The sequence below is a fragment of the Citrobacter sp. BDA59-3 genome (assembly GCF_015167655.1).
Classification (GTDB): Bacteria; Pseudomonadota; Gammaproteobacteria; order Enterobacterales; family Enterobacteriaceae; genus Phytobacter; species Phytobacter diazotrophicus.
The window spans coordinates 705,872-730,832 of record NZ_CP063427.1; the positions used below are offsets into that span (position 1 = coordinate 705,872).

General features: G+C 53.7%; 24 protein-coding genes and 1 pseudogene. 17 read left to right on the plus strand and 8 right to left on the minus strand.

Annotated elements, in window-relative coordinates; genetic code table 11:
* The first annotated feature begins 182 nt into the window (after positions 1–182).
* Positions 183–476 carry a DUF2502 domain-containing protein gene (locus IP582_RS03335; RefSeq protein WP_193795071.1) on the plus strand — a complete coding sequence of 98 codons (294 nt, stop codon included), beginning with the start codon at positions 183–185 and terminating at the stop codon, positions 474–476.
* Between the two features lie 45 nt (positions 477–521).
* Here the strand turns inward: IP582_RS03335 and yaaA are convergent, their stop codons facing one another.
* Both yaaA and IP582_RS03345 read right to left on the minus strand, forming a co-directional pair.
* Positions 522–1,295, minus strand: coding sequence for a peroxide stress protein YaaA (gene yaaA / locus IP582_RS03340; protein WP_039078277.1), 774 nt, complete (start codon positions 1,293–1,295; stop codon positions 522–524).
* 77 nt (positions 1,296–1,372) lie between these two features.
* Positions 1,373–2,800, minus strand: a complete 1,428-nt coding sequence (locus IP582_RS03345) for a sodium:alanine symporter family protein (RefSeq protein WP_193795072.1) — start codon at positions 2,798–2,800, stop codon at positions 1,373–1,375.
* A 200-nt stretch (positions 2,801–3,000) separates the two neighbouring features.
* On the opposite strand from IP582_RS03345, the gene tal reads away from it, so the two are divergent.
* From tal to IP582_RS03360, 3 genes are all read left to right on the plus strand, one after another.
* Positions 3,001–3,954, plus strand: coding sequence for a transaldolase (tal, locus tag IP582_RS03350; protein WP_071193601.1), 954 nt, complete (start codon positions 3,001–3,003; stop codon positions 3,952–3,954).
* A gap of 105 nt (positions 3,955–4,059) precedes the next feature.
* Complete coding sequence (mog, locus tag IP582_RS03355) at positions 4,060–4,647, plus strand: molybdopterin adenylyltransferase (RefSeq protein ID WP_193795073.1); 588 nt, start codon at positions 4,060–4,062, stop codon at positions 4,645–4,647.
* A gap of 126 nt (positions 4,648–4,773) precedes the next feature.
* Positions 4,774–6,078: an MFS transporter gene (locus IP582_RS03360; RefSeq protein ID WP_193795074.1), complete on the plus strand. Its 1,305-nt coding sequence runs from the start codon at positions 4,774–4,776 to the stop codon at positions 6,076–6,078.
* A gap of 48 nt (positions 6,079–6,126) precedes the next feature.
* Here IP582_RS03360 and IP582_RS03365 read toward each other — a convergent pair whose 3' ends face one another.
* The 5 genes from IP582_RS03365 to satP all read right to left on the minus strand — a co-directional run bounded on the left by IP582_RS03365 (position 6,127) and on the right by satP (position 11,259).
* Positions 6,127–7,254: an ABC transporter substrate-binding protein gene (locus tag IP582_RS03365; RefSeq protein WP_193795075.1), complete on the minus strand. Its 1,128-nt coding sequence runs from the start codon at positions 7,252–7,254 to the stop codon at positions 6,127–6,129.
* Between the two features lie 23 nt (positions 7,255–7,277).
* The gene (locus IP582_RS03370) at positions 7,278–8,054 is read right to left on the minus strand and encodes an ABC transporter ATP-binding protein (protein ID WP_193795076.1); all 777 of its coding nucleotides are present in this window, start codon (positions 8,052–8,054) and stop codon (positions 7,278–7,280) included.
* Positions 8,051–9,124 carry an iron ABC transporter permease gene (locus IP582_RS03375; RefSeq protein ID WP_193795077.1) on the minus strand — a complete coding sequence of 358 codons (1,074 nt, stop codon included), beginning with the start codon at positions 9,122–9,124 and terminating at the stop codon, positions 8,051–8,053. Before IP582_RS03375 ends, IP582_RS03370 begins: the two co-directional genes overlap by 4 nt.
* 124 nt (positions 9,125–9,248) lie before the next feature.
* Positions 9,249–10,568, minus strand: a complete 1,320-nt coding sequence (locus IP582_RS03380; RefSeq protein ID WP_193795078.1) for a chloride channel protein — start codon at positions 10,566–10,568, stop codon at positions 9,249–9,251.
* Positions 10,569–10,686: 118 nt separating this feature from the next.
* Positions 10,687–11,259, minus strand: coding sequence for an acetate uptake transporter (gene satP, locus IP582_RS03385; protein ID WP_193795079.1), 573 nt, complete (start codon positions 11,257–11,259; stop codon positions 10,687–10,689).
* Between the two features lie 297 nt (positions 11,260–11,556).
* Here satP and dnaK point away from each other — a divergent pair, with 297 nt between their 5' ends.
* The 7 genes from dnaK (at position 11,557) to IP582_RS03420 (ending at position 18,476) form a co-directional block, all read left to right on the plus strand.
* Positions 11,557–13,473 (plus strand): molecular chaperone DnaK, encoded by a 1,917-nt coding sequence (dnaK, locus tag IP582_RS03390; protein WP_039078286.1) that lies wholly within the window; start codon positions 11,557–11,559, stop codon positions 13,471–13,473.
* 86 nt (positions 13,474–13,559) lie between these two features.
* Positions 13,560–14,705 carry a molecular chaperone DnaJ gene (dnaJ, locus tag IP582_RS03395; RefSeq protein ID WP_193795080.1) on the plus strand — a complete coding sequence of 382 codons (1,146 nt, stop codon included), beginning with the start codon at positions 13,560–13,562 and terminating at the stop codon, positions 14,703–14,705.
* Between the two features lie 165 nt (positions 14,706–14,870).
* A complete protein-coding gene (nhaA, locus tag IP582_RS03400) occupies positions 14,871–16,031 on the plus strand; it encodes a Na+/H+ antiporter NhaA (RefSeq protein WP_071193610.1) in 1,161 nt (386 codons plus the stop codon).
* Between the two features lie 61 nt (positions 16,032–16,092).
* On the plus strand, positions 16,093–16,986 hold the full coding sequence (gene nhaR / locus IP582_RS03405; RefSeq protein WP_039078293.1) for a transcriptional activator NhaR: 894 nt from the start codon (positions 16,093–16,095) through the stop codon (positions 16,984–16,986).
* 87 nt (positions 16,987–17,073) lie between these two features.
* Entirely contained in the window at positions 17,074–17,385 is a 312-nt protein-coding gene (locus tag IP582_RS03410; RefSeq protein WP_193795081.1) for an antibiotic biosynthesis monooxygenase, read from the plus strand.
* A gap of 4 nt (positions 17,386–17,389) precedes the next feature.
* On the plus strand, positions 17,390–17,788 hold the full coding sequence (locus IP582_RS03415; RefSeq protein WP_193795082.1) for an amino acid-binding protein: 399 nt from the start codon (positions 17,390–17,392) through the stop codon (positions 17,786–17,788).
* Entirely contained in the window at positions 17,772–18,476 is a 705-nt protein-coding gene (locus IP582_RS03420; protein ID WP_193795083.1) for a helix-turn-helix transcriptional regulator, read from the plus strand. Before IP582_RS03415 ends, IP582_RS03420 begins: the two co-directional genes overlap by 17 nt.
* Before the next feature lie 58 nt (positions 18,477–18,534).
* Here IP582_RS03420 and rpsT read toward each other — a convergent pair whose 3' ends face one another.
* Positions 18,535–18,798, minus strand: a complete 264-nt coding sequence (gene rpsT, locus IP582_RS03425) for a 30S ribosomal protein S20 (RefSeq protein WP_039078297.1) — start codon at positions 18,796–18,798, stop codon at positions 18,535–18,537.
* A 102-nt stretch (positions 18,799–18,900) separates the two neighbouring features.
* Between rpsT and IP582_RS25520 the strand changes: the two are divergent.
* The 6 genes and pseudogenes from IP582_RS25520 to ispH all read left to right on the plus strand — a co-directional run bounded on the left by IP582_RS25520 (position 18,901) and on the right by ispH (position 24,947).
* Positions 18,901–19,100: pseudogene (locus IP582_RS25520) on the plus strand (DUF2575 domain-containing protein).
* A 25-nt stretch (positions 19,101–19,125) separates the two neighbouring features.
* Positions 19,126–20,064 carry a bifunctional riboflavin kinase/FAD synthetase gene (gene ribF / locus IP582_RS03430; RefSeq protein WP_193795084.1) on the plus strand — a complete coding sequence of 313 codons (939 nt, stop codon included), beginning with the start codon at positions 19,126–19,128 and terminating at the stop codon, positions 20,062–20,064.
* Positions 20,065–20,098: 34 nt separating this feature from the next.
* Positions 20,099–22,948: an isoleucine--tRNA ligase gene (gene ileS / locus IP582_RS03435; RefSeq protein WP_193795085.1), complete on the plus strand. Its 2,850-nt coding sequence runs from the start codon at positions 20,099–20,101 to the stop codon at positions 22,946–22,948.
* Positions 22,948–23,448, plus strand: a complete 501-nt coding sequence (lspA, locus tag IP582_RS03440) for a signal peptidase II (protein WP_071193614.1) — start codon at positions 22,948–22,950, stop codon at positions 23,446–23,448. The genes ileS and lspA overlap by 1 nt, the downstream gene beginning before the upstream one ends.
* Positions 23,449–23,545: 97 nt before the next feature.
* Positions 23,546–24,016 carry an FKBP-type peptidyl-prolyl cis-trans isomerase gene (gene fkpB / locus IP582_RS03445; protein ID WP_039078301.1) on the plus strand — a complete coding sequence of 157 codons (471 nt, stop codon included), beginning with the start codon at positions 23,546–23,548 and terminating at the stop codon, positions 24,014–24,016.
* On the plus strand, positions 23,997–24,947 hold the full coding sequence (ispH, locus tag IP582_RS03450) for a 4-hydroxy-3-methylbut-2-enyl diphosphate reductase (protein ID WP_039078302.1): 951 nt from the start codon (positions 23,997–23,999) through the stop codon (positions 24,945–24,947). The genes fkpB and ispH overlap by 20 nt, the downstream gene beginning before the upstream one ends.
* Positions 24,948–24,961 lie beyond the last annotated feature (14 nt).

The following is a 24,961-nucleotide window of genomic DNA, read 5'->3' on the forward strand; positions in this document are numbered from 1 at the left end:
GCCCGGTTTTTTTACACCTGAATACGGAGAAATTAAGGAGGAATATGGCAGGGAAAACGGAGAAATTCCCATAAAATGCGCGTACTTAGAGATTAGGATTGCAGAGAATAACAAGCCGCCATCACTTTGCTTAAGCTCCTTACATCGGCCCACTACGGGCAAGATGAACAAAGGAGTAACCCATGTTGAAACCTGTATTCTTCGCGCTTTCGTTGTTGATGGTGGCTCCGCTGGCGGCACAGGCTGCTGAAATTACCCTTGTGCCAGCAGTAAAACTGCAAATCGGCGATCAGGATCGTCACGGCAACTACTGGGATGGCGGCCACTGGCGCGACCATGACTGGTGGCACAGACACTACGAATGGCGCGAAAACCACTGGCGCCCGCACGGTGACGACCATCGCGACTTCCGTGGCGACTATCATGATGATCGCCACGATGATCATCATCCGGGGCCGGACTGGCGCCACGATTAATCTCTTCGCTTAATCTGCCCCCTCCTCAAAGAGGGGGCAACAGCCTTACTGTTCGTGACGCTTAAAGACCAATTCGCCCTTGCCGGACAGCTCTTCATCAAAGAAATAGCCTTCGCTATCAAACGCGGTTAACTGCTCTGGTTTTGTCAGGCGGTTTTCAATGATGTAACGACTCATCAGGCCGCGTGCTTTTTTGGCGTAAAAACTAATGACCTTAAACTTGCCATTTTTCTCGTCCAGAAAGACGGGTTTGATAATTTGCGCGTTCAGTTTTTGCGTTTTGACCGACTTAAAGTACTCATCGGATGCCAGATTTACCACGATGTCATCGCCCTGCGCCTTAATGGCGTCGTTCAGCGTGTTGGTGATGACCTCCCCCCAGAACTGATAAAGATCCTTCCCCTTCGCATTTTCCAGGCGGATCCCCATCTCCAGACGGTAAGGCTGCATCAGGTCCAGTGGACGCAAAACGCCGTACAAACCAGAGAGCATACGCAAATGCTGCTGTGCAAAATCGAAATCAGCCTCGGTGAAGGTTTCTGCCTGCAGGCCGGTATAGACATCGCCTTTAAAGGCCAGAATGGCCTGGCGGGCGTTTTTCGGCGTAAAGTCCGGCTGCCAGTCGTGAAAGCGGGTGGCGTTCAGGTCGGCAAGCTTATCGCTGATACCCATCAGGGCTTTGATTTGCTGCGCGCTAAGCTTACGCGCAACCTTAATCAACTGCTGCGAATAATCCAGCAATTCAGGCTGTGTGTAGCGCGTAGTGGCCAGCTCACTTTGATAATCCAGCGTTTTCGCGGGCGAGATGAGAATCAGCATAGTCAGTCCTTGCAGGAAAATTTCCGCTGACTGTAACAAAAAACGGCCTGCAATTGATCAATAGTTGCGATTGTCATTTACGATCCCGTTTTATCATCCCATGCGCCGGGCGCGAGCTGCTGGTTAATATCCGGATAACGCTTCGGATCGAACACTGGCATTACTCCCATCTTGCGCTGGCGTAGATAATCGGCGGCGATAAGGGTGACGACGGGAGACAGTAGCAGAATCGCCGTCATGTTAGTGATAGCCATAAACGCCATCATTACATCTGCCACATGCCAGAGTAAGGGGATGCGCAATTGAGAGCCGATCAACACCATCAGTAAGATCCCGATACGCAACAGCCAAATATTACGTCTGCTGTTCATACGCAGGAAAATGAGATTATTTTCGGCGTAAACGTAATTGGCGATAATGGAATTAAACGCAAACATAATGATGATGACGGCGACAAAGCTGGCTCCCCATGAACCCGTCAGGGCTACCATCGCTTCCTGAACTATCTGGACGCCAATGATTGGGTTATCTGTTGGCGTATCCTTTGCCAGGAGAAGAATAAACGCGCTGGCGGTGCACACCAAAAACGTGTCGACAATTACGCCGACCATCTGCACGAAGCCCTGAGCGGCAGGATGAGGGGGAGATGAAGCCGCGGCTGCGGCGGCATTCGGTGTTGAGCCCATCCCTGCCTCGTTGGAGTACATACTGCGTTGAAAACCGTTGGTGAGCGCCTGGCTAAGCGTATAACCCATGGTACCTGCCGCCGCTTCCTGCCAGCCAAAGGCACTTTTCACAATATTGGCGAACATCTCCGGCAGTGCGGTGAAGTGCGCAATGCCAATACCGACACTGGTCATTACCCAGGCCAGGGCCATGATCGGGACCACCCACTGCATGATGCGAGCAATCTGTTTCATGCTTTTCGTGATCAATAGCAGAATCATTCCAGCAAAAATAAGACCGGTGTAAATCTCATTAAAATGCCAGGCAAAATGGACGGCATTCGCTACCGAATTGGCCTGAATTGTATTGAATAACAGCCCGTAAACCAACAGCAGGAATACGGAAAACAGCACGCCCATCCAGCGCATGCCAAGGCCTCGCGCCATGTACCATGCAGGACCGCCGCGAAATTGCTGGTTGGCGTCGCGTTCTTTGTAGAGTTGCGCCAGTGTGCTTTCGGCGAAACACGTTGCCATGCCAATCAAGGCCGATATCCACATCCAGAAAATCGCGCCGGGGCCGCCTGCCGTAATCGCTAACGCCACACCGGCTAAATTACCGGACCCCATTCGTCCGGCAAGGCTGAGAAACAGCGCCTGATACGACGTCAGTCCACCCGACTGGGCGCGGCTATGTTTGAGATTATGGTAGAAGTCACCAATCAGGCGAAACGGTACAAATTTGCTTTTAAAAGCAAACCAGATACCTGCCGCAAGCAGCAGGTAGAGCATCAATGAACCCCAAAGTATTTCACTGATAAAAGAAAAGAATTCAGGCATTAACATCCCTCTTGTCTATGCCGGTTCGCAGGTTAATAAGCAGCGCTATTATTAATAAAGCACTACTTTGCAGGCAATTAATAAATCTAGTTTACCATACCGGGCGTGCGCAATGTCTGCGGTTGCGCTGGCAGGGCGTCGTGTTATCATCAGGGCAGACCGGTTACATCCCCCTAACAAGTTCAAAGAGAAACACTATCATGACGGATAAATTGACTTCTCTGCGTCAATACACAACTGTTGTTGCTGACACCGGAGATATCGCGGCGATGAAGCTGTACCAGCCGCAGGACGCTACCACCAACCCTTCTCTGATTCTTGGCGCTGCCCAAATCCCTGAATACCGCAAACTGATTGATGACGCTATTGCCTGGGCGAAAGAACAGAGCAGCGACCGCGCGCAGCAAGTGGTAGACGCAACGGACAAACTGGCGGTGAATATCGGTCTGGAAATTCTCAAACTGATCCCTGGTCGCATTTCTACCGAAGTTGACGCACGCCTGTCCTATGACACCGACGCGTCCATCGCGAAAGCAAAACGGCTGATCAAACTGTATAACGACGCGGGTATCAGCAACGATCGCATCCTGATCAAGCTGGCTTCTACCTGGCAGGGTATTCGCGCGGCTGAGCAGCTGGAAAAAGAAGGCATCAACTGTAACCTGACGCTGCTGTTCTCCTTCGCCCAGGCACGTGCCTGTGCAGAAGCTGGCGTTTATCTGATTTCCCCGTTTGTGGGCCGTATCCTCGACTGGTACAAAGCCAACACGGATAAAAAAGAGTACGCACCGGCAGAAGATCCGGGTGTGGTTTCCGTAACCGAAATCTACCAGTACTACAAACAGCACGGCTATGAAACCGTCGTGATGGGCGCAAGCTTCCGTAACGTCGGCGAAATTCTGGAACTGGCAGGCTGTGACCGTCTGACTATCGCTCCGGGCCTGCTGAAAGAACTGGCGGAAAGCGAAGGCGCTATCGAACGTAAACTGTCCTATGCTGGCGAAGTGAAAGCACGCCCGGAACGTATTACTGAAGCGCAATTCTTCTGGCAGCACAACCAGGATCCGATGGCAGTAGACAAACTGGCGGATGGTATCCGTAAGTTTGCTGTTGACCAGGAAAAACTGGAAAAAATGATCGGCGATCTGCTGTAATCATTCAGGTGTGGCCGGAGACCCGGCCACACTTTCCCCTCTGTCTGCATTTCCCCTCAGCGTGTATCATTTCCGTTAGTCATTATTTTCTTGAACGGAATGAATATGGATACATTACGCATTGGCTTAGTTTCTGTTTCCGATCGCGCCTCCAGCGGTGTTTACCAGGATAAAGGCCTCCCGGCACTGGAAGAGTGGCTGGCACAGGCGCTGACCACCCCTTTTACTATCGAAAAGCGGCTTATCCCGGACGAACAGAGCATCATTGAACAGACACTGTGTGAGCTAGTGGATGAGATGAGCTGCCATCTGGTCCTGACGACGGGCGGCACCGGTCCTGCGCGCCGTGATGTCACTCCTGATGCAACACTTGCCGTTGCTGACCGCGAAATGCCGGGGTTTGGCGAACAGATGCGTCAAATCAGCCTCAACTTTGTACCTACCGCCATTCTCTCCCGCCAGGTGGGGGTGATTCGCAAGCAGGCGCTGATCCTCAATTTACCGGGGCAGCCAAAATCCATCAAAGAGACGCTTGAAGGGGTGAAGCAGGCGGACGGGCAGGTAATCGTGCCGGGTATTTTTGCCAGTGTACCGTATTGTGTACAGCTTCTTGACGGGCCTTATATTGAGACCGAGCCCAAAGTCGTAGCGGCTTTTCGCCCAAAAAGTGCAAGACGCGAGACAATATCCTAAAAATAGTGGTTTTTTAAATTAAGTCATGCGGGCACTGGAGTGTTGATTTATTTACGGTATAGTAATTTTTAATTTACAGTTTGCGTAAAAACGAAATCAACACTTCCTCTTTACAAATGGTCCGCTATGTCAAACTACACACGTCCCCTCAATAAGCAGGATTACAAAACCCTCACGCTTGCCGCCTTAGGCGGTGCGCTTGAGTTCTATGACTTCATCATTTTTGTTTTCTTTGCCGCCGTTGTCGGTGAGCTGTTTTTCCCGGCGGATATCCCGGAGTGGCTGCGTCAGGTGCAGACGTTCGGCATCTTTGCCGCAGGTTATCTGGCGCGCCCGCTGGGCGGTATCGTGATGGCCCATTTTGGCGATCTGGTGGGGCGTAAGAAGATGTTCACCCTGAGCATCTTGCTGATGGCGGTACCTACGCTGGCGATTGGCTTGCTGCCAACGTATGCTTCTATGGGCATCGTTGCGCCGTTGTTGCTGCTATTGATGCGTGTCTTGCAGGGGGCGGCGATTGGCGGCGAAGTGCCGGGCGCGTGGGTGTTTGTGGCGGAACATGTGCCGGAACGCCGTATCGGGATTGCCTGCGGAACATTAACCGCCGGGCTGACGGTGGGGATCCTGCTTGGCTCTGTTGTCGCTACCCTAATCAATACCAGCATGACGCAGCAGGCGATTCACGATGGTGGATGGCGTATACCTTTCCTGCTGGGTGGTGCGTTTGGCCTGGTGGCGATGTATCTGCGTCGCTGGTTGCAAGAGACGCCGATTTTCCTCGAAATGCAGCAGCGTAAAGCACTGGCGCAAGAGCTACCGGTGAAAGCTGTCGTCATGAAGCATAAGAAAGCGGTGGTGATCTCAATGCTGCTGACCTGGCTACTGTCGGCCGGGATCGTAGTGGTGATTCTGATGTCGCCCGCCTGGCTGCAAAAACAGTATGGCTTCGCGCCAGCCTTAACCTTGCAGGCGAACAGTATCGCGACCATTATGCTCTGTTTCGGCTGTTTGACCGCCGGGCTGGTGGTGGATCGTGTCGGTCCCAGCAAAACCTTTATTGTCGGCAGCATTATGCTGGCCTGCTCAAGCTGGTTCTTCTATCACCTGACGGGTAGCCACCCGGAGCAGCTTTTTGTCTTGTATGGGCTGGTCGGGTTCTGCGTTGGGGTTGTCGGAGCCGTACCCTATGTGATGGTTCGCGCTTTCCCGGCGGAAGTGCGTTTTACCGGGATCTCCTTCTCCTATAACGTCTCTTATGCCATTTTTGGCGGGCTGACGCCGATTGCGGTGACGATGCTGATGGGGGTTTCGCCAATGGCGCCCGCCTGGTATGTACTGGCGCTGTCGCTGATTGGTCTGGGATTGGGGTTATGGCTGCGCCAGAACCTGGTCTCTACCGAGAGCCCGGCGTTGGCGAAATCCATGCGCTGAGCGCGCGTTTGGAAAGAAAGCGCCATCGGACGATGGCGCTGAGAAAGATTAGTGCGAAGGCGTGTAGCTCAGGACGATATTGTCATCCGGGAGCTGGGTGAAGTCCTTGATGATAGTGTGATAATCCGCCAGCGGATCGATGTCTTTAAACAGTTCCGGGTAGAAGATCTTACTTAACGTTTCAATCGCGATAATGTTGTACGGATTATTGTAGAAGTGGTGATAGAGCGCGCCGGTATGACCCTGAGTAACGGCAGGAATGCTGCTGACCCCCTGGCGTGCCAGTAAGGCATTGAAGGCGGCAGCCACTTCTTTTTCGTTCACGTTGTAGCCGAACGGAATGATCGCCGTTCCTTTGCCCGGGCGTTTTGAACCGGTCATCAGGTAGTAGTCCGGGTTCATGGAGATGATTTTTTCCACTGACACATTACCGGTTGCCCCTGGCAGCAGTTGTGAACCAATGTTCACACCGCCCGCCGCTTCGACCAGACCACCCCAGCCATTATGGGCATGGGTAAAGCAGCAACCATTATCCAGCCCTGCGACACCCGCGATCGGTTCGATAAACACCAGCGGTTTTTTGTGAGTGTTGGCCAGACGCTGATGCAGCATATCCAGACGTTGCTGATAGAAAGTGATGTACTGTTGCGCGCGCTCATTTTGGCCGAGCACTTTACCGAGCAGCGCGATACCTGGCAGGGTGTTTTCTACCGGATGCAGTTCGTAATCGACAAACACCACCGGTACATGCAGTGCCTCCAGTTTTGCCAGCACACCGCTTTGTACCAGGGACGGTTTAGCGCGGAGCTGGGCAATCATCAGATCCGGATGGCGCGAGATGATGGTCTCCAGATCGACATTCCCTTGATCCGAAAACTGCATGTCCAGGATCTTCCCGGCTTCCGGCCATTTGCGCTTAAGGACGTTCCAGGTTTCCGTATCCTGTTTTTTCGGCAGGTTGTTCCACGCCACCACTTTGGCAAAGGGGTTGTCGCGCTCCAGCAGCGCCAGTGCCAGGATATCGCGGCCATCCTGCAGGATGATGCGCTGCGGCTCCTTAGGGATTGTGACGCTGCGGTTATCCAGATCCGTCACCGTGACCGGCCAGTTTTGCGCCATCGCCAGCAGGGGGGCAAAGATCAGCGCGATCCCCATGATTGTCTTTTTCAGATTCATCTCTTTCCCGTCTTATGACTGTTTTAGGTTGTTAATCCATCGACCACCACGTGTGGTAATCCCTGCGAACAATATTCGACCCGGCCTTTTACCCCGTAGACTGCCGCCAGGTTCGCGGGCGTGACAACCTCGCCTGGAATGCCGCTGGCAACCAGCGCGCCGTTTTTTAACATCACCGCATATTCGGCATGGCGCAGCGCAATATTGATGTCATGGATCACCACCACCGTCACGATGTTACGCAGGCGCGTTTCGCGGGCGACGATGTCCATTACGTGGAACTGGTAGTTCAGATCGAGTGCGCTCAGCGGCTCATCTAACAGCAGCAGGTCCGGTTTGCGAATCAGTGACTGGGCAAGGCCAATCAACTGTTTTTGTCCGCCGGAAAGCTGGTCTAAAAAGCTCATCGCCAGGTGCGAAATGCCGAGCTTATGCAGAATGTCGTAGGCTTCCTGTTCGACGTTATCGCCGCCATAGAAGCCGCTGGCGCGTCGGGCGACGATAATCGACTCCAGCGCATGCAGATGCACGCCCTGCGGCAAGGATTGCGGCAGATAAACCACCTTTTGCGCCCGCTTTGCCGGGGAGAGGGCCATTAAATCTTCGCCATTCAGCCACAGTTGTCCCTGGGCCGGGTTGAGATCGGCAAGCGCACGTAGCAGGGTGGACTTGCCGGAGCCATTCGGCCCCAGCAGGGCGGTGATTTGCCCGCGTGGCAGCATCGGGGTGGTTAGCCCGTCGATAATTTTCTTTTTGCGATAGCCGGTATGCAGGGCATGGATGCGCAGTCCGTCGGTCATATATTCCCCCGATGGCGAATGATGATGCTCAGGAAGAAGGGGACGCCGACCAGGGAGGTAACAATACCGACGGGAATGATGACGCCGGAGACAATGTTCTTCGATAACACGGACGCCAGTGAGAGTACCAGTGCGCCAATCAACATGCTGCCGGGCAGGTAAAAGCGGTGGTCTTCACCAAACAGCATTCGCGAGATATGCGGCGCCACCAGGCCAATAAAGCCAACAGGCCCAACAAAGGCCACGGTCAGCGCGGAGATGATGCTGATACGCAGCAGCGTCGCCATACGCAGTTGACGCACATTGATACCAAAACTGACTGCCCGGTCTTCCCCCAGACGCAGGGCGGTAAGCTTCCAGGCATTTTTCATCGACAGCGGAACGATGAGAAGCAGGGCGATGCTCAGAATTGCGAGCTTGTCCCATGAGGCACGGGCCAGACTGCCCATGGTCCAGAAGACGAGCCCCTGCAATGTATCTTCGCTGGCCACAAATTGCAGAATGGAGATCAGCGCATTGAAGGTAAATACCAGCGCAATGCCAAACAGCACTACGCCGGAGGTCGCCACCCGTGTCCAGCGGCTAATGCCATCAAGAATAAAGCAGGCCAGCAGGGCGAAAACAAAGGCGTTAACCGAGATAACCCACTGATCGGGAATACCCGGAATACCCAGGCCAAGAATGATAGCCAGAGCGGCACCAAATGACGCGGCGGAGGAGACCCCGAGGGTAAACGGGCTGGCGAGCGGGTTATTGAGGATGGTTTGCATCTCTGCCCCCGCCAGACCGAGCGCCATTCCGACCACGATCGCCATTAAGGCAATGGGCAGGCGTAACTCCCAGACAATAACGCGGGTGCCCGCATCGGCAGACCCGGCATCAACCAGCGCATGCCAGAGTGCGGAAAGAGAGAGCCCGGAAGGACCAATAGTGAAATCGAGAATCAGTGAAAAGAGAATAAACGCCAGTATCGCGCCTGCCAGCGCAAAACGCCGCAGCACGACTTTTCTGTAATGTGACGACACGGCGGATTCGTCAGGCTTGATACCGGCGACAAGAGGGGAACTCATTGGCTTACCTTATGCAACACAACAGAATCGATGTATCCCCCAACGTTCCTGTTCAGGCTGTTGCATGATATCCAATATCCGGGATGCTCCCGGCGACCATATTAGAAATGATAATGCTTATCAATTAAATAGGATTTTTATTACTATCTCGTTTAGCTTCGGTTATGGTTTTGGTCGAAAAACGCGCATTCTGCCAGGTTCCCAGCGCGCGCGAGGTGGCGTACGCCCCGGCGATGGAGAGTGCGGCAGGCACCAGGAAACTGTGGTCCATTCGCGTGGACTCCATCACTAAGGCGAGTGTGGTGACGGGCATATTCGCTGAGGCGGCCAGGAACCCGGCAGCCCCCAACAGGGCGAAACTTTCCATATCGCTACCGGGGAAAAGCGGCCCGACAAGCATAAACAGTAATGACCCCAGCAGGCCGCCGACGGCAAGGCCCGGTGTCAACAATCCGCCAGCCGCCCCTGCACGTAGTACGGCGCAGATAATCAATACTTTCAGTACCAGTAAAACCACCGCGAGCCAGGCCGTCATTTCGCCACTCAGCGCCAGTTGCGCAGCACCTTTACCGTTGCCCGGAAGCTGCGGGAACCAGACGGAAAAAGTACCCAGCAACGTAAAGGCAATCAGACTGACAGCAGGCATCTGCCAGTTATCCCGCACTTTGCTGCTCGCATATTGGGTGAGGCGGCGAAAAAGAAAAGCGCCCGCGCCCAGCAATGGGCCACAAAGCACGCTCCAGAAAATCAATGATGGGGCAGCGAACTCCGTGGTGAAGTGATACTGATGTTCATCTCCCAGCCCCAGCGTTGCGACCCAGGCCGCCAGCGCCGATGTGACCAGCGCCGCGATAGCCGCATCCCAGCTAAAACTCACCAACAAAACTTCAAGCGTAAAGATAGCACCCGCCAGCGGCACGTTATACACCGCTGCCAGCCCTGCGCCCGCACCGCAGGCGGTCATCAGTTGGATATCGGCAGGGGAAAGGCGCAATCTCCGCGCAGCGCCGCCGGCAAACAGGGCGCCCGCTTCGCGTGGAGCGACTTCGCGCCCGAGCGGTGAGCCCATCGCTACGGTGATGATTTGCAGCAGAATATGAACAAGTGTGGTGAATGGCGGCATCGGTTTGTCCGGATTGCTTACCGCCGTACTGATGCTGACACGCTTTTTGCCATAACGGGCAAGCAGCCACCATCCTCCCCCGGCAACGATGCCTGCGGCGACCAGGACGATAAAGCGCCGCTGTGCACTGGCGTCGCTCACGCCCTCCAGAAAGGTCTGTGGACTTATCAATACATTCTGGCTATAGCCATACGCGAGGTGCTGAATTTCATGTAGCAACATGGCAAGCAACATACCGCTAAGCCCGGCCATGACCCCGGTGAGAAGAAGCGCAACCCAGCGTTGTAACCAGTAAGCACGGCCCTGGAAAAGCGTAGTCATTGTCAGATTCTGTCTGCGAAGAAGTGCCGTCATCATCCCATAAAGTGGATGAATGCGTAATCAACAGGAAGGCAAAAACGGGGGAATTCGTGCCCGCGATGCAGGCACGAAGAAGGGATTAGTGCTGCCCTTGTTCGCCAATTGGCAGAACGGTACGGCCATATTGCTCGTTGAGGACTTCACCCATCGCCAGGTAGATAGCGCTTGCGCCACATACCAGACCAATCCAGCCGGCTACATGAACGATGCCTTCGTTGTCTGCCAGGTGACCTACTGCCAGCAGAGCGAACAGCACGGTCAGGCTCAGGAAAACGAACTGCAGCATACGTGCGCCTTTCAGCGTGCCGAAGAACATAAACAGGGTGAATACACCCCAGATACCCAGATAGACACCCAGGAAATGGCCATTCGCTGCATCTGTCAGACCCATTTTAGGGAGCAGAAGAATCGCAACCAGGGTGAGCCAGAAAGAACCGTAAGAGGTAAATGCGGTTAAACCGAAGGTGTTGCCTTTTTTATATTCCAGCAGCCCCGCAAAAATCTGCGCGATACCACCGTAGAAAATACCCATAGCCAGGATAATACCATCCAGCGGGAACATGCCAATATTGTGCAGGTTAAGCAGAATAGTGGTCATGCCGAAGCCCATAAGGCCCAGCGGAGCCGGGTTAGCCAACTTGATGTTGCCCATAATTCCTCAAAATAAATCAACATTGAAGGATGAAATGTATTCCCCGCGTCTATATAGAGGAGGCGGGGCGCGGCATCATAAATAGCGTCACTGGCTGTGTCTATGATCTGAACAGGTGGAAATTAAAAATTTTTTTATTCCTTACCCCTTGATGAGCTTCGTTGCGACCCCATCTTGTAGTCAACCGCAATGTGTGGACCTGAAAAAAAACGAACGAGGGTAGTTGAAACCGCACGATTCGCCCTTATTACAGGTTCACAACCACATGTTGACCGAATTTTTAGTGGAGACGTTTAGATGGGTAAAATTATTGGTATCGACCTGGGTACTACCAACTCTTGTGTAGCGATTATGGATGGCACTACCGCGCGTGTGCTGGAGAATGCCGAGGGCGACCGCACCACGCCTTCTATCATTGCTTATACCCAGGATGGTGAAACTCTGGTTGGTCAGCCGGCTAAACGTCAGGCAGTGACAAACCCGCAAAACACCCTGTTTGCGATTAAACGCCTGATTGGCCGCCGCTTCCAGGACGAAGAAGTTCAGCGCGACGTTTCTATCATGCCGTACAAAATCATCGCTGCTGACAACGGTGACGCATGGCTTGATGTGAAAGGCACCAAAACCGCACCGCCGCAGATCTCTGCCGAAGTGCTGAAAAAAATGAAGAAAACGGCTGAAGATTACCTGGGTGAGCCAGTAACTGAAGCGGTTATCACCGTACCGGCATACTTCAACGATGCGCAGCGTCAGGCAACCAAAGATGCTGGCCGTATCGCGGGTCTGGAAGTCAAACGTATTATCAACGAACCGACTGCCGCTGCACTGGCTTACGGTCTGGATAAAGAAGTGGGCAACCGTACTATCGCGGTCTACGACCTCGGTGGCGGTACCTTCGATATCTCTATTATCGAAATCGACGAAGTTGATGGCGAAAAAACTTTCGAAGTTCTGGCAACCAACGGTGATACCCACCTGGGTGGTGAAGACTTCGACAGCCGTCTGATCAACTATCTGGTTGAAGAATTCAAGAAAGATCAGGGCATTGACCTGCGTAACGACCCGCTGGCGATGCAGCGTCTGAAAGAAGCAGCAGAAAAAGCGAAAATTGAGCTTTCTTCCGCTCAGCAGACCGACGTGAACCTGCCGTACATTACTGCAGACGCCACTGGTCCGAAACACATGAACATCAAAGTGACTCGCGCGAAACTGGAAAGCCTGGTCGAAGACCTGGTGAACCGTTCCATCGAGCCGCTGAAAGTTGCGCTGCAGGACGCTGGCCTGTCTGTATCCGATGTGCAGGACGTTATCCTGGTCGGCGGTCAGACCCGTATGCCGATGGTGCAGAAGAAAGTCGCTGAGTTCTTTGGTAAAGAGCCGCGTAAAGACGTTAACCCGGACGAAGCTGTTGCTATCGGTGCTGCGGTCCAGGGTGGTGTGTTGACCGGTGATGTGAAAGACGTTCTGCTACTCGACGTTACCCCGCTGTCGCTGGGTATCGAAACCATGGGCGGCGTGATGACTGCGCTGATCAACAAGAACACCACTATCCCGACTAAGCACAGCCAGGTGTTCTCTACTGCGGAAGACAACCAGTCTGCGGTAACCATCCATGTGCTGCAGGGTGAACGTAAACGTGCATCTGATAACAAATCTCTGGGTCAGTTCAACCTGGATGGTATCAACCCGGCACCGCGCGGCATGCCGCAGATCGAAGTGACCTTCGATATCGATGCTGACGGTATTCTGCACGTATCTGCGAAAGACAAAAACAGCGGTAAAGAGCAGAAGATCACCATCAAGGCATCTTCTGGCCTGAACGAGGAAGAAATTCAGAAAATGGTTCGCGAAGCAGAAGCGAACGCTGAATCTGACCGCAAGTTCGAAGAGCTGGTTCAGACCCGTAACCAGGGTGACCACCTGCTGCACAGCACCCGTAAACAGGTTGAAGAAGCAGGCGACAAACTGCCAGCGGAAGATAAAACCGCTATCGAAGCTGCGCTGACCGCGCTGGAAACGTCTCTCAAAGGCGAAGACAAAGCGGACATCGAAGCGAAAATGCAGGCTCTGGCTCAGGCTTCTCAGAAACTGTTGGAAATCGCACAGCAGCAGCACGCACAGCAGCAGGCTGGTGGCGCTGACGCTTCTGCGAACAACGCGAAAGACGACGATGTTGTCGACGCTGAGTTCGAAGAAGTAAAAGATAAAAAATAATCGCCCTGATGCAGGGTAATTAATCGGCACGGGCGTAGGAGATTTCTCCACGCCCGTGCTCGCATGTTAGGGGTAGATAAAAAAAGATGGCGAAACAAGACTACTACGAGATTTTGGGCGTTTCCAAAACAGCGGAAGAGCGCGAAATCAAGAAGGCGTACAAGCGCCTGGCCATGAAATATCACCCGGACCGTAACCAGGGTGATAAAGAGGCCGAAACCAAATTTAAAGAGATCAAAGAAGCGTACGAAGTTCTGACCGACGCGCAAAAGCGTGCTGCGTATGACCAGTATGGCCATGCGGCGTTTGAACAAGGCGGCATGGGCGGTGGTGGATTCGGCGGCGGCGGCTTTGGCGGCGGCGCTGACTTTAGCGATATCTTTGGCGATGTCTTCGGCGATATTTTTGGCGGTGGCCGTGGTCGCCAGCGTGCGGCGCGTGGCGCCGATTTACGTTACAACATGGAATTGACGCTGGAAGAAGCCGTTCGCGGCGTCAGTAAAGAGATCCGTATTCCGACGCTGGAAGAGTGTGATGTTTGCCACGGCAGCGGCGCGAAAGCCGGTACCCAGCCGCAGACCTGTCCGACCTGTCATGGTTCCGGCCAGGTGCAGATGCGCCAGGGGTTCTTCGCCGTTCAGCAGACCTGTCCGCACTGTCAGGGGCGCGGTACGCTGATTAAAGATCCGTGCAACAAATGTCACGGTCATGGTCGCGTAGAAAAAACCAAAACCCTGTCCGTTAAAATTCCGGCAGGTGTGGATACGGGCGATCGCATCCGCCTGGCGGGTGAGGGTGAAGCGGGTGAGCACGGCGCACCGGCAGGCGATCTGTACGTTCAGGTGCAGGTGAAACAGCACGCTATCTTTGAGCGTGAAGGTAACAACCTGTACTGCGAAGTCCCCATTAACTTTGCTATGGCGGCGTTGGGGGGAGAAATCGAGGTTCCAACGCTGGATGGTCGTGTCAATCTGAAGATCCCTGGCGAAACTCAGACCGGCAAACTATTCCGCATGCGCGGTAAAGGCGTGAAATCGGTACGCGGCGGCGCGCAGGGCGATCTGCTGTGTCGCGTGGTGGTTGAAACGCCGGTTGGCCTGAACGATAAGCAGAAACAACTGCTTAAGGATCTGCAGGAAAGCTTTGGTGGACCGACAGGTGAACACAACAGCCCGCGCTCCAAAAGCTTCTTCGACGGTGTCAAAAAGTTCTTTGATGACCTGACGCGTTAATCTGGTGCTCAATTACTATAAAACCCGATCTTAACGTCGGGTTTTTTATTTTTGTTGTTTAATACTCGGTAAAACCGAGTTTATCCCCAAAATTTATCTGATTTTATCGATGATTCTGGCGGGGTACTATAAGCGCCCCAGGGAGTCGTAAATCGAGAGAACATCATGAAATTTCTACAACGTTTTTTTAGCAGTGATATCTCAGGCGGGATTGTCCTCATCATTGCTGCCGTACTGGCGATGTTCTGCGCCAATCTGGATGTGACCAAAGCAGGTTATCAAGCTTTCCTTGATACACCGGTTGCGTTCAAGTTTGCAGCGCTGGAAATCAATAAAAATATGCTGTTATGGATAAATGACGCGCTTATGGCGGTCTTTTTCCTGATGGTCGGCCTTGAAGTGAAATATGAGCTGATGCAAGGTTCGCTTGCCAGCCGCCAACAGGCTATTTTTCCGGTGATTGCCGCCCTGGGCGGTATGGTGGCACCAGCGCTGATATTTCTGGCGTTTAACATGCACGATCCGCTGGCGCGTCACGGCTGGGCGATTCCTGCGGCGACGGATATCGCCTTTGCCCTTGGCGTTCTGGCACTGCTCGGCGATCGCATTCCCCCGGCGCTGAAAATCTTCCTGATGGCGCTGGCGATTATCGATGATCTGGGTGCGATCATTATTATCGCGCTGTTTTACACCAGCGATCTCTCGCTGGTATCGCTGGGCGTTGCGGCGGCGGCCATTGTGGCGTTGGCGGTACTGAATGCCCTTAATGTTCGCCGGATCGGCATCTATATGCTGGTGGGCATAGTGTTGTGGACGGCGGTGTTGAAATCGGGCATTCATGCCACGTTGGCCGGGGTCGTACTGGGCTTCTTCATTCCTCTGAAAGAGGAGAATGGCGTCTCTCCGGCCCGCCAGGTGATTGATGCGATCCACCCCTGGGTTGGCTGGCTGATTTTGCCCCTGTTTGCCTTTGCCAATGCGGGCGTATCGCTTGAAGGGGTCACCTTTGCCGGGCTGACGTCGCTGTTGCCAATGGGGGTGATTGCCGGTCTGTTTATCGGTAAACCCGTCGGCATAACCATTTTTTGTTGGCTGGCGCTTCGCCTCAAACTGGCAAAACTGCCGCAGGGGGCTGCGTTTAAACAAATAATGGCGGTCGGCGTGCTGTGCGGTATTGGTTTTACCATGTCGATTTTCATCGCTACCCTCGCGTTTGGTGACGTCGATACACATATGGTTGCCTGGGCGAAATTAGGCATTCTTACAGGTTCAATCCTGGCGGCGGTGGTGGGATACTGTCTGCTGCGCTCGCGCATAGTCCGCTAACCCGGGATGGGAAGGCGAACGATGGCCTTCCCGAAAACGTCACTCAGGGAGCGAAGACACGATGTCGAACATCAATTACAACCATCTGTACTACTTCTGGCAGGTATACCGCGCGGGGTCCGTTGTCGGTGCTGCGGAAGCGTTATACCTCACGCCACAAACCATCACCGGGCAAATAAAAGCGCTGGAAGAGCGCCTGCAGGGCAAGCTCTTTAAGCGCCGGGGAAGGGGGCTGGAACCAACGGAACTTGGTGAGCTGGTTTTTCGTTACGCCGATAAGATGTTTACGCTAAGCCAGGAAATGCTGGATATCGTTAATTATCGCAAAGAGTCGCATTTGTTGTTTGATGTCGGGGTAGCTGATGCGCTATCCAAACAACTTGTGAGCGGTATTCTTGAGGCTGCGGTTCAGGAAGGCGAGCCTATCCATTTACGCTGTTTTGAATCCACCCATGAAATGCTGCTCGAACAGTTGAGCCAGCATAAGCTCGATATGATTATTTCGGATTGCCCGATAGATTCTACCCATCAGGAAGGGCTCTTTTCGGTGAAGATTGGCGAATGCAGCGTCAGCTTCTGGTGCCAGAAACCGGCACTTAAAAAGCCCTTTCCTGCCTGCCTTGAAGAACGCCGTTTGCTGATTCCTGGCCGCCGGTCGATGCTTGGGCGTAAGTTACTCAACTGGTTTAATTCGCAGGGGCTGAACGTTGAAGTGCTGGGCGAGTTTGATGATGCGGCGTTGATGAAATCGTTTGGCGCAGCGCACAATGCCATTTTTGTGGCTCCGACGCTCTATGCAAAAGACTATTTTGCTGATGAGAATATCGTCGAAATTGGCCGAGTGGATAACGTGATGGAAGAGTACCACGCCATTTTTGCCGAACGAATGATTCAGCACCCCGCCGTGCAGCGTATTTGTAACCGTGATTACTCCCGGCTATTTCATGACCTCTGATGATACGCGCCATATTTCGTTAACCACCGAAGCATGACTTTTTCAGCACGGTAGATTTATCTCTCCTACCCATACAGGAGATAAATCATGATTGCTGTACTTTTCGAAGCCGACGCGGTTGCGGCAAAGCAAGAGCGCTACCTTGAGCTGGCTGCGGAACTGAAACCGCTGCTTGCCGATATCGATGGCTTTATCGCGATTGAACGTTTTCTAAGCCTGACCACACCGGGGAAGATACTTTCGTTATCCTGGTGGCGTGATGAGGAAGCCATTCAGACATGGAAAAATAATCATTTTCACCGTGAGGCGCAGACGGAGGGGCGCGAGGCAATTTTTTCGTTTTATCGCATCCGTATTGCCCGTCTGGAACGGGAATATTCATCGGAAAACCGGAGGTAAGGTGATGTACGATATTTATGTAGTACTCAAAAACCTGCCGGGTGAGCTGGCGAAACTGGGCAAAACGCTGGGCAGTAACGGTATCGGCCTTGAGGGTGGTGGTGTCTTTACCCACAATAATGAAGGGCATGCCCACTTTCTGGTGGAAGAGGGCATACGGGCGAAAGCGGTACTGGAGCAACACGGTTTTGATGTCCGCGAGCTGCGCAGGCCTGTGATCCGTAAGCTCAAACAGGAGCGGCCCGGCGAGCTGGGCGAGATAACGGCAACGCTTGAATCCCATGGCGTAAATATTCTCGTGCAGTATAGCGATCACGCAAATCAGCTCATACTGGTGACGGATAATGATCTCGTTGCCAGCGAGGCGACAGAACCCTGGGCGGTTTATGCAACTTCATCCTGAACATCTTTCTGATGACGACACACTTGAGCTTTCGGTCGCGGCAGTTGCCGCAGCGATGGCCGATCCATCACGCGTGAAAATGCTGTGTGCGCTGATGGATGGGCGGGCATGGACGGCAACGGAATTGAGTGTGGCGGCAGGCGTTGCGGCCTCCACCGCCAGCGCACATCTGAGTAAGCTGGTTGACAGCCAACTGCTCTGTTTCCTGTCGCAGGGGCGTCATCGTTACTACCGTCTGGCAGGCCAGGAGGTTGCCCGGTTGATTGAAATGATGATGGGCATTTCCTGGCGGCAGGATAAACCTTTAACCACACGCACGCCCGTGGCGCTGCGGCATGCGCGCACCTGTTACGATCATCTGGCTGGTGAGCTGGCGGTAAACATTTATGACGCGCTGGTGGCGAAAGATTACCTGACCACGGATGGTGCGTCGCTTACCGAAGCAGGGCTGGCATTTTTTATCCGGATGGGTTTACCGCTGGAAAATAAATCAACGCGTAAACGTAGCTGTGCCTGTCTTGACTGGAGCGAGCGGCGCTTTCATCTGGGGGGGCATGCAGGAGCGGTGTTGCTTATTTATTTTGAAACGAAGGGGTGGATCCGGCGGACGCCCGGGTTTCGTGAAGTCGCGCTGACTGTGAAAGGTCGGCAGGGATTACAGACATTACTCGGCATCGACGTCGGGTAGCAGGCATAAAAAAACCCGCTTTACGCGGGTTCTTTCACAAAGTACAACAAGCGGGCGATTAAGCCAGTTTGCTGATCTGTGCAGTCAGGTTTGCTTTATGACGCGCAGCTTTGTTTTTGTGGATCAGACCCTTAGCGGCCTGGCGATCCACGATCGGTTGCATTTCGTCAAATGCTTTCTGTGCAGCAGCTTTGTCGCCAGCTTCGATCGCAGCGTACACTTTCTTGATGAAAGTACGCATCATAGAGCGACGGCTTGCGTTGTGTTTGCGAGCCTTTTCAGACTGAACGGCGCGCTTCTTAGCTGATTTGATATTAGCCAAGGTCCAACTCCCAAATATGATCTATATGGACAATTCAAAGGCCGAGGAATATGCCCTTTTAGCCTTCTTTTGTCAATGGATTTGTGCAAATAAGCGCCGTTAATGTGCGACGCTACGTTACGTATTGATGGCGCAGGATTCTACCAGCTTGTGGTCATCGAATACAGCCTTTCCACTATAAAAATCGCTTTCCGGTCCAGTTTTTCATGCGGTAAGAGGGCAGCCTGATGAAATCCTTCTCCTTTCTGGCGGGTTCGGGCAATCGTCGGTTAACGTTGCACGTTGTACAAGGTATACTTTGACGATTTTCACTGTTTTGAGCCAGACATGAAGCTGATACGCGGCATACATAATCTCAGCCAGGCACCGCACGGGTGTGTGCTGACTATTGGTAATTTCGACGGCGTGCATCGCGGCCATCAGGCGCTTTTACAAGGGCTTAGCGAAGAAGGTCGTACCCGTGCTCTCCCCGTGGTGGTGATGATATTCGAGCCGCAACCTCTCGAACTTTTCGCGAGCGATAAAGCGCCTGCGCGCCTGACCCGACTGCGGGAAAAACTGCGCCTGCTGGCCGAATGTGGCGTCGATTACGTACTGTGCGTACGTTTTGACCGGCGTTTTGCCGCGTTGACGGCGCAAACCTTCGTCAGCAACCTGCTGGTTGACAAACTTGGCGTGAAATTCCTCGCCGTGGGCGATGATTTCCGCTTTGGCGCTGGTCGCCAGGGGGATTTCTTGTTATTACAGAAAGCCGGTCTGAAATACGGCTTTGATGTTACCAGCACGCAAACCTTCTGCTCTGGTGGCGCGCGCGTGAGCAGTACGGCGGTTCGCCAGGCGTTGGCTGATGACAACCTTGAGCTCGCTGAACAACTGCTGGGCCGTCCGTTCAGTATCTCCGGGCGTGTGGTTCATGGCGATGAGCTGGGGCGTACTATCGGTTTTCCGACGGCGAACATACCGCTGCGCCGCCAGGTTTCCCCGGTCAAAGGTGTCTATGCGGTAGAAGTGGCTGGCTTAGGCGATACTTTACTGCCCGGCGTGGCCAACATTGGTACGCGCCCGACGGTTGCCGGGGTTCGCCAGCAGCTTGAAGTCCATCTGCTGGATGTTGTAATGGACCTCTATGGACGCCATATAGATGTAGTACTGCGTAAAAAGATACGCAACGAGCAGCGATTTACATCGCTGGATGAGCTTAAAGCGCAGATCGCGCGTGATGAGTTAACCGCCCGCGAGTTTTTTGGGCTATCAAACCCGGCTTAAATGCCTGTGTGATAAATACGGAACCGAGAATCTGATGAGTGACTATAAATCAACCCTGAATTTGCCGGAAACAGGGTTCCCGATGCGTGGCGACCTCGCCAAACGCGAACCGGGAATGCTGGCGCGTTGGACTGATGATGACCTGTACGGCATCATTCGTGCAGCCAAAAAAGGCAAAAAAACCTTCATTCTGCATGATGGCCCTCCTTATGCGAATGGCAGCATTCATATTGGTCACTCTGTTAACAAGATTCTGAAAGACATTATCGTGAAGTCCAAAGGCCTTGCGGGTTACGACTCGCCGTATGTCCCGGGCTGGGACTGCCACGGTCTGCCTATCGAGCTGAAAGTAGAGCAGGAATTTGGTAAACCGGGTGAGAAATTCACCGCCGCGGAGTTCCGTGCAAAATGCCGTGAATACGCTGCGACCCAGATCGACGGCCAGCGCAAAGACTTTATCCGTCTTGGCGTACTGGGCGACTGGGAACATCCGTATCGCACCATGGACTTCAAAACCGAAGCCAACATTATCCGTGCGCTGGGTAAAATCATCGGTAACGGTCACCTGCATAAAGGCGCCAAGCCGGTGCACTGGTGCGTCGACTGCCGTTCTGCGCTGGCGGAAGCGGAAGTTGAGTATTACGACAAAACCTCTCCATCTATCGACGTGGCGTTTCATGCCGTCGATGTCGACGCGGTAAAAGCGAAATTTGGCGTTGCCAGCGTTAACGGTCCTGTCTCTCTGGTTATCTGGACCACTACCCCGTGGACGCTGCCGGCAAACCGCGCGATCTCTCTGTCCCCGGAATTTGACTATGCGCTGGTGCAGGTTGAAGGGCAGTCGCTGATCCTCGCGAAAGATCTGCTGGAAAGCGTAATGAAACGCGCTGGTATCAGTGAGTTTACCGTGCTGGGCGTGGTGAAAGGTTCTGACCTGGAGCTGATGCGCTTTAAACATCCGTTCCTCGATTTTGATGTGCCTGCGATCCTGGGCGATCACGTGACGCTGGAAGCCGGTACCGGTGCAGTGCATACCGCCGGTGGTCATGGCCCTGATGACTATACCATCAGCCAAAAATACGGTCTGGAAATCGCTAACCCGGTTGGCCCGGATGGGGCATATCTGCCGGGTACGTATCCGATTCTGGATGGCGTAAACGTCTTCAAAGCGAACGATATTATCGTCAACCTGCTGCGTGACAACGGTTCACTGCTGCATGTCGAAAAACTGCAACACAGCTATCCGTGCTGCTGGCGCCACAAGTCGCCGATCATTTTCCGTGCGACCCCGCAGTGGTTCGTCAGCATGGATCAGAAAGGCCTGCGCATTCAGTCTCTCAAAGAGATCGATCGCATTGAGCAGGAAGGTCTGGCGAAAGAGAACCTGAGCGGCTGGATCCCGGCATGGGGTAAAGCACGTATCGAATCGATGGTCGCGAACCGTCCTGACTGGTGTATCTCCCGTCAGCGTACCTGGGGCGTGCCGATGGCGCTGTTCGTGCATAAAGACACCGAAGAGCTGCATCCGCGTACCACTGAACTGATGGAAGCGGTCGCTAAATACGTTGAGAAAGACGGCATTCAGGCGTGGTGGGATCTCGATCCGCGTGAAATTTTGGGCGATGACGCTGACAACTACGTGAAAGTGCCGGATACCCTGGACGTCTGGTTTGACTCCGGTTCAACAAGCTACTCTGTGGTTGACGCGCGTCCGGAATTTGGCGGTCACGCAGCGGATATGTATCTGGAAGGTTCTGACCAACACCGTGGCTGGTTCATGTCGTCTCTGATGATCAGCGTCGCGATGAAAGGCAAAGCACCTTACCGCCAGGTACTGACTCACGGCTTCACCGTCGATGGTCAGGGCCGCAAGATGTCCAAGTCCATCGGCAACACCGTGTCGCCGCAGGATGTGATGAACAAACTGGGCGCGGATATCCTGCGTCTGTGGGTGGCATCAACCGACTATACCGGTGAAATGGCGGTTTCCGATGAGATCCTCAAACGTGCCGCCGATAGCTATCGCCGTATTCGTAACACCGCGCGCTTCCTGCTGGCGAACCTCAATGGTTTCGATCCGGCAAAAGACATGGTGAAACCGGAAGAGATGGTGGTACTCGATCGTTGGGCGGTGGGCTGCGCGCAGGCAGCGCAGAAAGATATCATCAGCGCGTACGACTCCTATGATTTCCATGAAGTTGTGCAACGCCTGATGCGTTTCTGCTCCATCGAGATGGGCTCTTTCTACCTCGATATCATCAAAGATCGTCAGTACACCGCAAAGGCGGACAGCGTTGCCCGTCGTAGCTGCCAGACTGCGCTGTACCATATCGCAGAAGCGCTGGTGCGCTGGATGGCGCCGATCATGTCCTTCACCGCAGATGAAATCTGGGGCTACCTGCCAGGCGAGCGCGAAAAATATGTGTTCACCGGCGAATGGTATCAGGGGCTGTTTGGTCTGGCGGAAACCGAAGCCATGAACGACGCCTACTGGGAAGAACTGCTCAAAGTGCGTGGTGAAGTGAACAAGGTTATCGAACAGGCGCGTGCCGACAAGAAAGTGGGTGGTTCGCTGGAAGCGGCAGTAACCCTGTTCGCTGAACCTGAGCTGTCTGCGAAACTGACGGCGCTGGGTGACGAATTACGATTTGTCCTGTTGACCTCCGGTGCGAAAGTTGAAGATTATGCCAACGCTTGTGCTGATGCCCAACAGAGCGAGCTGCTCAAAGGTCTGAAAGTGGCGTTAAGCAAAGCCGAAGGTGAGAAATGCCCGCGTTGCTGGCATTACACTCAGGATGTCGGCAAGGTAGCGGAACACGCAGAAATCTGCGGACGCTGTGTCAGCAACGTCGCCGGTGACGGCGAAAAACGTAAGTTTGCCTGATGAGTAAACCGATCTTTTCAACAGGGCTACGCTGGTTGTGGCTGGTCGTCGTCGTGCTGATTATCGATCTGGGCAGCAAGTTCCTTATCCTCCAGCATTTTGCGCTGGGGGATACGGTGCCGCTGTTTCCGTCGCTTAATCTGCATTACGCGCGTAACTATGGCGCGGCATTTAGTTTCCTCGCGGACAGCGGTGGCTGGCAGCGCTGGTTCTTTGCCGGTATCGCTATCGGTATTTCTGTCGTGCTGGCGGTACTGATGTACCGTTCAAAAGCCTCGCAGAAGCTGAACAATATCGCCTACGCGATGATTATCGGCGGTGCGTTAGGCAATCTGTTCGACCGCCTGTGGCACGGTTTTGTCGTTGATATGATTGACTTTTATGTCGGCGACTGGCATTTCGCCACCTTCAACCTGGCCGACAGCTTCATTTGTGTCGGCGCGGCGCTGATTGTGCTGGAAGGCTTCCTGCCGAACGCGGCTGCGAAGAAACAGGCGTAACAAAACCTGCCGGGCGGCGTTACGCTTGCCCGGCCTGGGTTATCCTCAGGCCTGGTAAGCGTTATCGTCACCGGGTAAAACAAGTGAGCGTACCTGCATGTCAAAATCTGTACAGAGTAATAGCGCGGTGCTGGTGCACTTTACGCTCAAACTCGAAGATGGCTCCACCGCTGAGTCAACCCGCAACAATGGTAAACCTGCGCTGTTTCGTCTGGGGGATGGTTCGCTATCCGAAGGGCTTGAGCAGCACTTGCTGGGATTGAAAGCAGGCGACAAAAAAGCGTTTTCGCTGGAACCGGACGCGGCATTTGGCACGCCGGTTCCCGATCTGATTCAGTATTTCTCGCGCCGTGATTTTATGGACGCGGGTGAGCCGGAAATCGGCGCGATTATGCTCTTTACCGCAATGGATGGCAGCGAAATGCCAGGCGTGATCCGTGAGATCAACGGTGATTCTATTACCGTTGATTTTAACCATCCGCTGGCAGGGCAGACCGTTCATTTTGATGTCGACGTGCTGGAAGTGGAACCGGCACTGGAGGGGATGCATGCAGATCCTGTTGGCTAACCCACGTGGTTTTTGTGCGGGCGTAGACCGCGCGATTAGTATTGTTGAAAACGCGCTGGCGATTTATGGCGCGCCCATTTATGTCCGTCACGAAGTGGTCCACAACCGTTACGTGGTAGACAGCCTGCGTGAACGTGGGGCGATTTTTATCGAGCAAATCAGCGAAGTGCCGGACGGCGCGATCCTGATTTTCTCTGCTCACGGTGTTTCACAGGCGGTACGTAACGAAGCGAAAAGCCGCGATCTGACCGTCTTTGATGCCACCTGCCCACTGGTAACCAAAGTACATATGGAAGTCGCTCGCGCCAGTCGTCGTGGGGAAGAAGCCATCCTGATTGGCCATGCTGGTCATCCGGAAGTCGAAGGCACCATGGGGCAGTACAGCAACCCGAAAGGGGGAATGTACCTGGTGGAGTCGCCGGAAGACGTAGAAACGCTCAATATTAAAGATATCAATAAGCTCTCTTTTATGACGCAGACGACACTCTCCGTGGATGATACTTCCGACGTGATTGATGCGCTGCGTCAGCGCTTCCCGAAAATTGTCGGGCCGCGTAAAGATGATATCTGCTACGCCACGACCAACCGTCAGGAAGCCGTGCGCGCTCTGGCGGAACAGGCGGAAGTGGTACTGGTTGTCGGCTCGAAGAACTCGTCGAACTCCAACCGTCTGGCGGAGCTGGCCCAGCGTATGGGGAAATCCGCTTATCTGATTGATGATGCTTCTGATATTCAGGAAGAGTGGGTGCGCGAAATCAGTTGCGTTGGCGTAACGGCCGGGGCATCGGCGCCTGACGTTCTGGTGCAAAACGTTATCTCCCGCCTGCAGGAGCTTGGCGGTGGGGAAGCCATTCCGCTGGAAGGCCGTGAAGAAAATATCGTTTTCGAAGTACCGAAAGAGCTGCGGGTCGATGTTCGCGAAGTCGAATAACTTTTTCGCTTTGA